Here is a 13,064-nt window from a genome sequence, read left to right as displayed (position 1 = left end):
CCTGCACGCGCACGCGCCCCTCCCGCACGGCGTCGACGGCCTCGGGATCGCCGCCGGTGCTGACGAGGCCGACGGGCGACCAGCGGTCCGCGGCGGCCTCGGGGAGCTCCGACGCCTCGGCGAGACCCGGGAGCGCGACGAGGTTGACCCGCGGAGCCGCGTTGTCGGCCGCGAGGAGCGCGTCGAGCTCGTCGGCCCGCCCCTCCGCGGCCAGGGCGCGGCGCAGCGCCTTGACGATCCAGAGCGGATGCGAGCTCAGCGCGGCGATGCGGTCGTCGGCCGAGACGGCGGCGGCCGAGACGCGCTCCCGCCACTCCTCGGACGAGCCCCGCGAGACCGAGCGCAGTACGGCGTTCGCAAAGGCGACCGCCCCGCGGGAGCCGTCGGCGGCCACGAGCGCGACGCTCTCGTTCACGGCGGCGTGCGGAGCGACCCGGGTGCTGAGCAGCTGGTGCACGCCGAGGCGGAGCGCGTCGAGGACGGGGGCGTCGACGGACTCGATCGGGCGGCCCGCCGCCAGCACGATCACCCGGTCGTAGTAGCCGGACATCCGCAGGGTCCCGTAGCAGAGCTCGGTCGCGAGACCCGCATCGGCCGGCGAGAGCTCGGCGGCGCGGATCCGGCCGGGCAGGACGAGGTTGGCGTAGGCGTCGGACCCGCTGACGGCGCGCAGCACGTCGTAGGCGACGCGGCGGGCCGGCGCCGCCTCGCGGCGGCCGCTCATCGCAGCACCGTGCTCTCGCGCAGGCCCCTGGCCCAGTCGGCGGCGGCCATCGGCTTCTTGCCCGCGGGCTGCACGGTCACGAGCTCGACGGCTCCGTCGCCGGTGCCGACCAGCGCGCGGCCCTGATCGACGAGCACGCGGCCGGGCTCGAGCGCCGGGCCCTCCTGGACCGCACGGGCCGCGAGCACCTTCAGCCGGGCGTCGCCGACGGCGGCGGAGGCGCCGGGCTCCGGAGTCGTGCCGCGAAGGAGCGCGAGGACGCGGGCGCTCGGCGCGGTCCAGTCGAGTCGACCGTCCGACACGTCGAGCTTGGGAGCGAGCGTCACCTCGCCGGACTGCGGCACGGCCCGGGCGGTGCCCGCGGCGATCGCCTCGACGACCTCGACCGTCAGCCCGGCACCGGAGTCGGCGAGCACCTCGAGCAGCTCCCCCGCCGTCCGGTCGCGGACCTCCTCCGACAGCTCCGCGTAGACGTCCCCGGCGTCGAGCTCCGCGACCAGCTGAAACACGCTCGCGCCGATCGTCTCCTCCCCCGCCATCAGCGCGCGCTGCACCGGCGCCGCTCCCCGCCAGCGCGGCAGGAGCGAGAAGTGCAGGTTGATCCAGCCGTGGGCGGGCACGGCGAGCAGCCGGGCGCGCACGAGTCCGCCGTAGGCGACGATCACGCCGAGCTCGGGCGCCAGCGCCTCGAGGCGGTCGGTGACGGCCTCGTCGAGGCGGTTCGCCTTCAGGACGGGGAGGCCGAGCTCCTCCGCGACGACGGCGACGGGCGAGGGCGTCAGCACGCGCTTGCGCCCGACGGGCGCGTCCTCGCGGGTGACGACGGCCACGATCTCGTGACCGGAGGCGGCGAGGGCCCGCAGGGTCGGGACGGCGGGGGCCGGAGTGCCGGCGAAGACGAGGCGCACGAGGGGCTCCTGGGTGGCGGTGGTGCGGGTGGGACTAGAGGATGTCGGGATCGTCGAGGCGGACCCGCAGCTTCGGGGCCGGGCGGAAGCGGCCGGGGGTGGTCGGCGGACGGCGGCGGCGAGTGGCGTTGCGCACGACCGCGGAGCGGAGCCGAGCAGCGACTTCCGCACCGCGAGCGTAGTCGAACCGCACGATGGCCCGGACGGAGCCGTCCTCCAGCCCGACCGGGCCGAGCACCTCGTGCCGGTCGCTCTCGTCCAGCGCGTCGAGCGCCTCCTCGACCGCGTGGGCGTCGCCGCTGACGGTGGCCAGGCGCACCGCGGGCGGGAAGCGCAGGGCGCGCCGCTCCAGCAGCTCGGCGCGGAGGTACTCGGCCTGGCGCCAGGTGGCCAGGGCGGTCGCGATCCGTCCGCCGACTCCGACGAGCAGGACAGGGGCACCGGGCCGGGCCAGAGCGGCGGCGTTCGACCAGGTGCGCAGGGCGTCGTCGGCGACGCGCAGGCTCTCGCGGGCCAGCATCCGCTCGCCGTCGAGGAGGAGGACGGCGTGGTAGCCGCCGTCCGCCCGGGGCTCGGCGCCCCGGGTCGCGACGACCAGCGCGGGCTCGTCCGGCAGGGTCAGCACCGGGCGCTGCCCGTCGGCGACCACCACCTTCGCTCCCGGGAACGCCCGGCCGAGCTCCTCGGCCGTGCGACCGGCGCCGAGGGTCACGAGCCGGAGCGCGGTGGCCTCGCAGACCGAGCAGTGCCACTCGGCGGCGATCAGGCCGCACCAGCCGCAGCTGGGCCGGGCCCCGGCGGCGTGCACGGCGAGCGGACCCTGGCAGCGGTTGCAGCGGGCGACCGTCCGGCAGCGGGCGCAGGCGACGACGGGCGCGTAGCCCGGGCGCGCGACCTGGACCAGGACGGGGCCGGAGTCGAGACCGATGCGAGCCTGCCGCCAGGCCGACGAGGGGATGCGGGCCGCGGCGTCGTGCTCGTCGGCCGCCGACTGCTGGGCGGTCGGCACCACGTGCGGCCGCTTCGCGGGGCGCGGCTCGACCTCCGCCGCGAAGGCGATCTCGACGAGGCGCTCGACCTCGACCGTGCGGGTGTGGCCGAGGAGGACGAGTCCCGCTCCGCTCTGCTCCTGGCGCACGAGCGCGACGTCGCGGGCGTGGGCGTAGGGCGCGAGAGGCTCGGCGAACAGCGGGTCGCCGTCGTCCCAGAGCGCGATCAGGCGCGGGGCCCGCGAGGGCGCGTAGAGCACGGAGCGGTTCCCGACGATCACCCGCGGACCCGGCCCGAGGCAGCGGAGGAACGCTCCGTAGCGCTCCGCTCCCTTCTGCCGGGCGTCGAGCCGCACGACGAGCTCCGCCGGCAGCAGATCCGCCAGCGCGAGCTCGAGCTGCTCCTGGTCGCGGTAGTCCGGCACCGCCAGGATCGCGTCGCCGCCCGCGACCACGGTGTTGCGCGCGAGCTCGGCGAGGGTCAGCGCCCAGCCGCCGACCCATGTGCCCGTCGAGAGCTGCACCGGCGCGGGCACCGCTCCCACGGCGAGGCGGCCGCTCAGGGCCAGGGAGTCGAAGGCGTCGGCGGCGTACCCGGCGACGGGAGCCGCCGCCACGGGCACCGGGACGACGACCGGCTCCGCCGCGAGGTGCGCGCGCTCGACCCGGACGTGCCGGCGCGGCACGGCCAGGCGCAGCACGTCGCTCGCCCCTCCGGCGGCCCGGTCGGCCACCCGGCGCGCCAGTGCCCACACCTCGGGCGTGAGCACGACCACCGGTGAGACCAGCTCCTCGATCGCGCTGAGCGTGCGACGTGCTCGGACCCCTCGCCGACCTCGACGACGAAGGCGTCGGCGATGCGCCCGCCGGTGCGCAACGGGACGCGCACCCGGACGCCCGGGCGCACGTCCGACCGCAGCGACTCGGGGACGGCGTAGTCCAGGAGCCGGTCGAGCTGGGGCAGCGGCGAGTCCAGGAGGACGCGCGCGACGGCGTCCGACGCGCCGGAGGAGGTCTCCACCGCCTGCGCCGCGCCCGCTACGAGAGACCCGCGGCGGAGCGGAGGTCGTCGACGCGGTCGAGGCGCTCCCAGGTGAAGTCGGGGAGCTCGCGGCCGAAGTGGCCGTAGACCGAGGTCTGCGAGTAGATCGGGCGGAGCAGGTCGAGCGCGTGGATGATGGCGGCGGGACGCAGATCGAAGACGGAGCGGATCGCTCCGTGATCTGCTCGTCGGGGATCGTGCCGGTGCCGAACGACTCGACGTAGAGGCCGACCGGAGCGGCCTTGCCGATCGCGTAGGCGACCTGCACCTCGAGGCGCCGGGCGAGACCGGCCGCGACGGCGTTCTTGGCGACCCAGCGCATCGCGTAGGCGGCCGAGCGGTCGACCTTCGACGGGTCCTTGCCCGAGAACGCGCCGCCGCCGTGCCGCGAGGCCCCGCCGTAGGTGTCGACGATGATCTTGCGGCCGGTGAGCCCGGCGTCGCCCTGCGGGCCGCCGATCTCGAAGCGGCCGGTCGGGTTGATCAGCAGGCGGACGGCGGAGGAGTCGAGGTCGACCGTCTCGAGGACCGGCCGGATCACGTGCGCCTCGATGTCGGCGTGGATCGTCTCGGTGCTCACGTGCTCGGCGTGCTGCGTCGAGAGCACCACCGTGTCGATCGAGCGCGGGGTCGTGCCGTCGTAGCCGACGGTGACCTGGGTCTTGCCGTCGGGGCGGAGGTAGTCGAGCTCGCCCGACTTGCGCACGGCCGCGAGGCGCTCGGCGAGCCGGTGCGAGAGCCAGCTCGGCAGGGGCATGTACTCGGGGGTCTCGTCGGTGGCGAAGCCGAACATCAGGCCCTGGTCGCCGGCACCCTGCCGGTCGAAGGCGTCGTCGTCGGCGGCGTCGGTGCGCACCTCGAGAGCGGTGTCGACACCGGCGGCGATCTGGGGCGACTGCTGCCCGATCGAGACGGAGACGCCGCAGGAGCGCCCGTCGAATCCCTTCTCGGAGGAGTCGTAGCCGATCTCGACGATCGTGTCGCGGACGATCTTGGGGATCTCGACGTAGCCGGTGGTCGAGACCTCGCCGGCGACGTGCACGAGGCCGGTGGTGACGAGGGTCTCGACGGCGACGCGGCTCCTGGGGTCCTCGCGCAGCAGCGCGTCGAGGATGCGGTCCGAGATCTGGTCGCAGATCTTGTCGGGGTGCCCCTCGGTCACGGACTCGGAGGTGAACAGGCGGAGCGATCCGGAGGAGGTCATGCGGGGGGTCTCATTTCGTTCCGGGAACTGTTCGGCCGGGGCGTCGGGCGCGGCCGGCTCACGGGGAGCGGGATGACCGGCGACGGCAGCGGGGCGCGGCGGCGTGCGGACACGGATCGCCGGGCTCGGGGGTGTTCCGCGCCCGACCGGCGGAGGTGCCGCGCTCGGACCCGGTCCGCGCACGCACGGGACCGCCTGAGAGCAGCCGCCGTCGGCTAGCGCGCGACCACGTCGAGGACGCGGTCGGCCACCGACGCCTTCGTGCCGGAAGCCTCGATCACTATATCGCCGGCCCGATCCAGGACCACGACGGTGTTGCTGTCGCTCTGGAAGCCCTCGGTCCAGCCGACCCTGTTGAGGACGAGCAGGTCGCAGCCCTTGCGCGCGATCTTGGCGCGTCCGAGGGCCAGCATCGCCTCGCGGTCGGTCTCGGTCTCGGCGGCGAAGCCGACGACGAGCTGGTTCCCCGTCTTCGCCGCGGCGATCTCGGCGAGGATGTCCGGGTTCTTGACGAGCTCGAGGACGAGACGGTCGCCCTGCTGCTCCTTCTTGATCTTCGACTCCGAGACGTCGGCCGGCCGGTAGTCGGCCACGGCGGCGGCCATGATCACGATGTCGGCGTCCGCGGCGGCCGCGAGTGCCGCCTCCCGCAGCTCGAGCGCCGTGCCGACGGCGACGACCTCGACCCCGCGGGGCGCCTCGATGTCGAGGTTGGCGGCGAGCACGGTGACGCTCGCTCCCCTGGCCGCGGCGGCGAGGGCGAGGGCGACGCCCTGGCGACCGCTCGAGCGGTTGCCCACGAAGCGGACGGGGTCCAGAGGCTCGCGGGTGCCACCCGCGGTCACGAGGACGCGGAGCCCCTCGAGGTCGCGCTTCGCGCCGACCGAGCGGCCGTGGACGGCGAGGGCCTCGGCGACGATCGTCGCGGGCTCCTCCATCCGCCCCGGTCCGGAATCGGACCCGGTCAGCTGACCCGAGGCGGGGCCGACGAGGTGCACGCCGCGCGAGCGGAGCGTCTCGACATTCGCGGCGGTGGCGGGGTTCGCCCACATCTCGGTGTGCATCGCGGGGGCGACGACGAGCGGGGCGGTGCTCGCGAGCACGGTGTTGCCGAGGAGGTCGTCGGCGAGCCCGGTCGCGAGCTTGGCGAGGGTGTGCGCGGTCGCCGGGGCGATGACGATCAGGTCGGCCGCCTGGCCGATCGCCACGTGCCGGACCTCGGCGACGCCCTCGTAGAGCTCGGTGTGCACGGCGTTCCGCGAGATCGCCTCGAGAGTCGGCTTCCCGACGAAGCGGAGCGCGGCCTCGGTGGCCACGACGTGGACGTCGTGACCCTCGAGGACCAGCGCGCGCACCACGCCGACCGCCTTGTAGGCGGCGATGCCGCCGGTGATCCCGACGACGACGTTCAGCCGCCGAGCGGTCTTCTGCGAGGAGCGCACCCGGAGGGGGCCGGACTACTCGGCGAGGGGCTGGGCGACGAGCTTGTCCTCGTTGATCTCGTGGAGAGCGACCGAGAGCGGCTTGTCGTCGATGGTCGAGTCGACCAGCGGGCCGACGTTGTCGAACAGGCTGCCCTCGTGGAGGTCGGCGTAGTAGTCGTTGATCTGGCGAGCGCGCTTGGAGGCGAAGATCACCAGCGCGTACTTCGAGTCGACCTTCGAGAGGAGCTCGTCGATGGGCGGGTCGATGATGCCGAGGTTGTTGGCCATGGTGTCTCCTTGTTGGCGTGTCAGCCACTGCGGGGCGCGTGAGCGCCGATCTGCGGCTCCGGAGGAGCTCGACGCGGCGGCGCCTGGGGGCTGGGCCCTGTCGGCGGTCGGGGCGTCGGCCCGGAGGTGGTCGGTGGCCCGGACGTCAGCGGCCCGGGTCGGCGGGCGCGCCGTCGGAACGAGGCGACATCAATTCTACGACCTCGCGAGCCGCTTCGGGCACGGTGCTGTTCACGACCGCGAAATCGAACTCGTCCTGCGCGGCCAGCTCGATGCGCGCGGTCGCCAGACGGCGCTGCTGCTCCTCCGGGCTCTCGGTCCCCCGGCCGACGAGTCGACGCACGAGCTCGTCCCAGCTCGGCGGCAGGAGGAAGACGAGCCGCGCGTCCGGCATCCGCTCGCGGACCTGCCGTGCGCCCTGGATGTCGATCTCGAGCATGACCTGGCGCCCCTGGGCGAGAGCGGCGTCGATCGGCCCGCGCGGGGTGCCGTAGCGGTAGGCGTTGTGGACGGTCGCGTACTCGAGGAACTCGCCCGCCTCGACCATGCGGTCGAACTCGGCGTCGTCGATGAAGTAGTAGCTGACGCCGTCGATCTCGCCAGGGCGCGGCGCACGGGTCGTCGCCGAGACGGACAGCAGCACCTCGGGGTAGTTCTCGCGGATGTAGGTGGACACGGTGCCCTTGCCGACCGCGGTCGGTCCGGCGAGGACGACGAGGCGGGTGCGCTCCCCGCGGCGCTGACGCGCCTCGCGCTGCTCGAGGAACGAGTGCAGCCCCTCCACCTGACGGCGGCCGAGGCGCCCAGGCGCTTGGACGGCGCGATCTGCAGCTGCTCCATCACGCGCGGGGTCTTGACCACGCCGAGGGCGGGCACCGAGCGCAGGAGCTCGCTCACGCGCATCCGCCCCTCGACTCCGGTGGGATCGCTCTGGGCGGCGGCGAGCACCGCCGTCGCGGGACGCTCGCCGGACGCGACGTCCTTCTTCACGCCGGCACGGGCGCGCCGGGCGGCGATGGCCGCGGCGGAGGCGGCGCGGCGGTCGACCTCCGGAGGCGACGGCCGGCGGGCGGCGGCGAGGGACCCGGGATCGGCGGGGGCGGCTTCAGCGGACAAGGGTCTCCTGGATGTCTCGGGCACGGCGGTCGATCTCGGCGGCGATCCCGTCGGGACCGGCACCGAGCACGCTGCGCGACTCGCTCACGAGAGTCGTCGCCGCGAGTGCCCCGAAGAGCCGCGGTGCGTCCGCGGCGCCGGCGCCCTGATGGCCGAAGCCGGGTGCCAGCACCGGGAGCCCGGGGGCCGGCGCCGTGTCCGTCCGGATGCCGTAGTCGCCCAGGGCGACGGTGGCCCCGAGCACGACGCCGATCGAGCCGATCGGGGAGCGCGCGTGGTGCGCGTTCCAGGATGCCACGTCCGCCAGCACGGCGCTGGCCAGCGGGGACCCCGCGTGCTCGCCGTCCTGCACGAGCGCGCGCTGCACGGGTCCCGCCTCCGGGTTCGAGGTGGCGGCGAGGACGAAGACGCCCTTCCCCGCCTCCTCCGCGAGCTCGAGCATGCCGTCGAGGGAGCCGAGCCCCTGATAGGCGGAGGCGGTCATCGCGTCGGCTTCGAGAGGCGAGCCGGGGCGCAGCCACGCCTCGGCGTAGGCGGTGACGCTCGTGCCGATGTCGCCGCGCTTGACGTCGGCGATCACGAGGAGCCCGGCCGCGCGCGCGTCGGCGAGGACGCGCTCGAGCGCGAGGTAGCCCGCCGAGCCGTGGCGCTCGAAGAACGCGACCTGCGGCTTCACCACGCCCACGCGCCCCGCCGCGGCCTCGACGACGCGGCGGCCGAACGACTCCAGCCCCGCGGCGTCGTCGCCCAGCCCCCACGCGTCCAGGAGGAACGCGTGGGGGTCGATGCCGACGCAGAGCTGTCCGTGCTCGTCGAAGGCGCGCTCGAGGCGCGCTCCGAAGGCTCGGTCACGCCAGGCGCTCCGCCCGACGCAGGGCGTAGTCCTGCAGGCTCGTGACCTCGAAGGGCTCGCCAGCCACGTCGAGCGAGGCGACGGCGGCGGCCAGCTGGGCGATGGTGGTGAACAGCGGCTTGTCGGCGGCGACCGCTGCGGCGCGGATCTCGTACCCGTCCGCGCGGGACGCTCCTCCGCTGGGCGTGTTGATGACCACGTCGACCTCGTCCCGGCTGACGAGCTCGACGATCGACGGGGAGTCGCCGACGGCCTCCTCGCTGTACTTGCGCACGACCCTGGTCCGGATGCCGTTGCGGTTCAGCACCTCGGCGGTCCCCTCCGTCGCGAGGATTTCGAAGCCGAGCTGGCGCAGACGGAGCGCCGGCAGGACGATGGCGCGCTTGTCGCGGTCGGCGACCGAGATGAAGACGGTCCCGGAGGAGGGCATGCCGCCGTAGGCCGCGTCCTGGCTCTTCTTGAAGGCCCGGGGGAAGTCGCGGTCGATGCCCATGACCTCTCCGGTCGAGCGCATCTCGGGGCCGAGGAGCGAGTCGACGATCTGGCCCTCCTTGGTGCGGAAGCGCTTGAAGGGCAGGACCGCCTCCTTGACGGCGATCGGCGAGTCCATCGGCACGTCGGAGCCGTCGCGCTCGGGCAGCAGGCCCTCGGCCTTGAGCTCGGCGATGGTCTCGCCGACCATCAGGCGCGACGCCGCCTTCGCCAGCGGGATGCCGAGCGCCTTCGAGACGAAGGGCACGGTGCGCGAGGCGCGGGGGTTCGCCTCGAGGACGTAGAGCACGCCCTGGCCGATCGCGAACTGCACGTTGAGGAGTCCGCGGACCCCGACGCCCTGCGCGATGGCGAGCGTCGCGTCGCGGACCTCGTCGATCTGCCGGCGGCCGAGGGTCACGGGCGGCAGGGTGCACGCCGAGTCGCCGGAGTGGATCCCGGCCTCCTCGATGTGCTCCATCACTCCGCCGATGTAGAGCTGCTCGCCGTCGTAGAGCGCGTCGACGTCGATCTCGATCGCGTCGTCCAGGAAGCGGTCGACGAGCAGCGGGTGCGTCGCGTCGATGATGCCCTGGTCGGCCATCCGCTCGAAGTAGTCCTCGAGCTGCGCGGCGCCGTACACGATCTCCATGCCGCGGCCGCCGAGGACGAACGACGGGCGGACGAGGACGGGGAAGCCGATGCCCGTCGCGACGCCGAGCGCCCCCTCGAGGTCGATCGCGGTGCCGTTGCGCGGCGCGAGCAGACCCGCCTCGTCGAGGATGCGCGAGAACGCGCCGCGCTCCTCCGCGAGATCGATCGCCTCGGGAGTCGTGCCGAGGATCGGGACCCCCGCCTCCTCGAGGCCCTTCGCCAGGCCCAGGGCGGTCTGGCCGCCGAGCTGGACGACGACGCCGACGAGCTCGCCGGACTGCGACTCCGCGTGGATCACCTCGAGGACGTCCTCGAGGGTCAGGGGCTCGAAGTACAGGCGGTCCGAGGTGTCGTAGTCGGTCGAGACGGTCTCGGGGTTGCAGTTGATCATGATCGTCTCGTAGCCGGCCTCCGAGAGGGCGAACGAGGCGTGCACGCACGAGTAGTCGAACTCGACGCCCTGCCCGATGCGGTTCGGGCCGGAGCCGAGGATGACGACCTTGCGGCGGTCGGCCGCCACGACCTCGGTCTCCTCGTCGTAGGAGGAGTAGTGGTACGGGGTGAGCGCGGGGAACTCCCCCGCGCACGTGTCGACGGTCTTGTAGACGGGGCGGACGGCCAGCTCGTAGCGGGTGGCGCGCACCTCGGCCTCGTCGAGACCGCGGAGCTCCGCGATCTGCAGGTCCGAGAATCCGTGGTCCTTCGCCAGGCGCAGCAGCCCCGCGTCCAGCGACGGATGCTCGCGCACCAGGTCGGCGATCTCGTTGATCAGCACGATCTGGTCGAGGAACCAGGGGTCGATCTTCGTCGACTCGAAGGCCTGCTCGACGCTCGCGCCGAGACGCAGCGCCTGCTGCACCGTGACGATGCGGCCGTCGGTCGGGGTCTCCGCGATCTCGAGGAGCTCCTCGACCGAGTGCGTCTGCTCGCCCCAGTGGAAGGAGGAGCCGCGCTTCTCGAGCGAGCGGAGCGCCTTCTGCAGGGCCTGGGCGTAGTTGCGGCCGATCGCCATGGCCTCGCCGACCGACTTCATGGTGGTCGTCAGCGTCTTGTCGGCTGCAGGGAACTTCTCGAACGCGAAGCGCGGGACCTTGACCACGACGTAGTCGAGCGTCGGCTCGAAGCTCGCCGGGGTGACCTTCGTGATGTCGTTCGGGATCTCGTCGAGGCGGTAGCCGATGGCCAGCTTCGCCGCGATCTTCGCGATCGGGAAGCCGGTCGCCTTGGAGGCGAGGGCCGACGAGCGCGAGACGCGCGGGTTCATCTCGATGACGATGATCCGGCCGTCGGCGGGGTCGACCGCGAACTGGATGTTGCAGCCGCCGGTGTCCACTCCCACGTCGCGGATGATCCGGATGCCGATGTCGCGCAGCTTCTGGTACTCGCGGTCGGTCAGCGTGAGCGCGGGGGCGACGGTGATCGAGTCGCCCGTGTGCACGCCGACCGGGTCGACGTTCTCGATCGAGCAGACGACGACCGTGTTGTCGGCGGTGTCGCGCATGAGCTCGAGCTCGTACTCCTTCCAGCCGAGGATCGACTCCTCGAGGAGCACCTCGGTCGTGGGGCTCTGGTGCAGTCCGTCGCCGACCATGCGCACGAGCTCCTCGCGGGTGTACGCGAAGCCGGAGCCGAGACCGCCCATGGTGAAGGACGGGCGGATGACGAGCGGGTAGCCGAGGTCCTCGGCGTACTCGATCGCCTCCTCCACCGTGTGCGCGATGTAGGACTTCGCGACGTCGCGCCCGCGTCGAGCACGAGCTGCTTGAAGATCTGGCGGTCCTCGCCGCGGTTGATCGCCTCGAAGCTCGCGCCGATCAGCTCGACGTCGTACTTCTCGAGGATCCCGAGGTCGTGCAGCTGGATCGCCGCGTTGAGGGCGGTCTGACCGCCGAGGGTCGGCAGGATCGCGTCCGGCTTCTCCTTGGCGATGATCGCCTCGATCGCCTGCGGGGTGATCGGCTCGACGTAGGTGGCGTCGGCGAAGTCGGGGTCGGTCATGATCGTCGCCGGGTTGGAGTTGACGAGGATCACGCGCACCCCCTCGGCGCGCAGGACGCGGCAGGCCTGGGTGCCCGAGTAGTCGAACTCGACCGCCTGGCCGATCACGATCGGGCCGGAGCCGATGACGAGGACGCTGTTGATGTCTTCCCTGCGCGGCATTACTTCTGCTCTCCGGTGGTGCTGGTCGAAAGGATGTCGTTCGCGGGCTCGGCGCCGCCCTGCTCGGTCGTGCGCTGCACGACCATCGCGCGGAAGCGGTCGAAGAGGTAGTTCGAGTCGTGCGGTCCGGCGGCCGCCTCGGGGTGGTACTGCACCGAGAAGGCGGGGATGTCGAGGCAGCGCAGGCCCTCCACGACCGAGTCGTTGAGGCTGTAGTGGCTGACCTCGACGCGGCCGAAGCCCTCGGGCGAATCGAGCTCGCCGTCGATGGGCGCGTCCACCGCGAAGCCGTGGTTCTGCGCGGTGATCTCGACGCGGCCCGTGAGCTTGTCGAGCACCGGCTGGTTGATGCCGCGGTGCCCGAAGGGCAGCTTGTAGGTGCCGAAGCCGAGCGCGCGGCCCAGGAGCTGGTTGCCGAAGCAGATGCCGAAGAAGGGCAGGTCGGCGCGCAGCGTCGTGCGCAGCAGGTCGACGTGGCGGTCGGAGGCCTCCGGGTCGCCCGGTCCGTTCGAGAAGAACAGCGCGGACGGGTCGAGCGCGAGGACCTCGTCGGCGGTGACCGACTCCGGGAGCACGTGGACGTCGAAGCCGCGCTCCGACAGGTAGTGCACGGTCGAGGTCTTCACTCCGAGGTCGATGACCGCGACCGAGCCCACGCGCTCGCCCTGGGCGGGCACCGTGTACTGCTCGGTCGTCGAGACGGCGGAGGAGAGGTTCATCCCCTCCATCTGCGCGCCGCCGAGGACCAGCGCGAGCTGCTCCTCCTCCCCCAGGGCGAGGTCCTCGCCCGAGAAGACGCCGGCGCGCATCGAGCCGGCCGAGCGGATGTGGCGCGTGATCGCACGGGTGTCGACACCCGAGATGCCGACGATACCGTCGGCCTCGAGGTCGTCGTCGAGCGAGCGCTGGGCGCGGAAGTTCGAGACCACGCGGGAGGGGTCGCGGACGACGTAGCCGGCGACCCAGATGCGGCGCGACTCCTTGTCCTCGTCGTTGGTCCCGGTGTTGCCGATGTGCGGCGCGGTCTGCACGACGATCTGCCCGGCGTAGGACGGGTCGGTCAGGGTCTCCTGGTAGCCGGTCATGCCGGTCGCGAAGACGATCTCGCCGAGGGTGCGCCCGCGCGCGCCGTAGGCCTGACCCGAGAATCGTCGCCCGTCCTCGAGGACGAGGACGGCGGTGGGTTCGGTGCTGAGGCGTGACGTTGGCACGGACTAGGAGCTTCTGGTCG

At 73.2% G+C, this 13,064-nt stretch carries 6 protein-coding genes and 4 pseudogenes; all 10 read right to left on the bottom strand.

Annotation, left to right across the window (positions count from 1 at the left end):
* Window positions 1–724 (bottom strand): transcription antitermination factor NusB (locus tag B0T42_RS03055; protein WP_274703329.1); only part of this gene is annotated, 724 nt, incomplete at its 3' end.
* Entirely contained in the window at window positions 721–1,632 is a 912-nt protein-coding gene (fmt, locus tag B0T42_RS03050; RefSeq protein WP_077221892.1) for a methionyl-tRNA formyltransferase, read from the bottom strand. The genes B0T42_RS03055 and fmt, both read right to left, overlap by 4 nt.
* Window positions 1,633–3,180: 1,548 nt before the next feature.
* Complete coding sequence (locus B0T42_RS22195) at window positions 3,181–3,642, bottom strand: primosomal protein N' family DNA-binding protein (RefSeq protein WP_342418196.1); 462 nt, start codon at window positions 3,640–3,642, stop codon at window positions 3,181–3,183.
* Window positions 3,643–3,659: 17 nt separating this feature from the next.
* A pseudogene (gene metK, locus B0T42_RS03040) lies at window positions 3,660–4,867 on the bottom strand (methionine adenosyltransferase).
* Window positions 4,868–5,082: 215 nt separating this feature from the next.
* A complete protein-coding gene (gene coaBC, locus B0T42_RS03035) occupies window positions 5,083–6,279 on the bottom strand; it encodes a bifunctional phosphopantothenoylcysteine decarboxylase/phosphopantothenate--cysteine ligase CoaBC (RefSeq protein ID WP_077221898.1) in 1,197 nt (398 codons plus the stop codon).
* 45 nt (window positions 6,280–6,324) lie between these two features.
* Window positions 6,325–6,579, bottom strand: a complete 255-nt coding sequence (gene rpoZ / locus B0T42_RS03030; protein ID WP_055791825.1) for a DNA-directed RNA polymerase subunit omega — start codon at window positions 6,577–6,579, stop codon at window positions 6,325–6,327.
* A 145-nt stretch (window positions 6,580–6,724) separates the two neighbouring features.
* Window positions 6,725–7,482, bottom strand: a pseudogene (gmk, locus tag B0T42_RS03025) (guanylate kinase).
* Window positions 7,483–7,684: 202 nt separating this feature from the next.
* Window positions 7,685–8,536, bottom strand: a pseudogene (gene pyrF, locus B0T42_RS03020) (orotidine-5'-phosphate decarboxylase); the annotation flags it as partial.
* A gap of 7 nt (window positions 8,537–8,543) precedes the next feature.
* Window positions 8,544–11,833: pseudogene (gene carB / locus B0T42_RS03015) on the bottom strand (carbamoyl-phosphate synthase large subunit).
* Entirely contained in the window at window positions 11,833–13,044 is a 1,212-nt protein-coding gene (gene carA, locus B0T42_RS03010; protein ID WP_077221890.1) for a glutamine-hydrolyzing carbamoyl-phosphate synthase small subunit, read from the bottom strand. Before carA ends, carB begins: the two are co-directional and overlap by 1 nt.
* Window positions 13,045–13,064 lie beyond the last annotated feature (20 nt).

The organism is Rathayibacter rhapontici, from assembly GCF_001995175.1.
Classification (GTDB): Bacteria; Actinomycetota; Actinomycetes; order Actinomycetales; family Microbacteriaceae; genus Rathayibacter.
The sequence above is the reverse complement of the archived record's forward strand: the minus strand, read 5'-3'. Positions and strand labels throughout refer to the sequence as shown.

Bases quoted from the DNA above. Each gene is read 5' to 3' on its own strand.
- rpoZ (WP_055791825.1), bottom strand. From the start codon at position 6,579: ATGGCCAACAACCTCGGCATCATCGACCCGCCCATCGACGAGCTCCTC.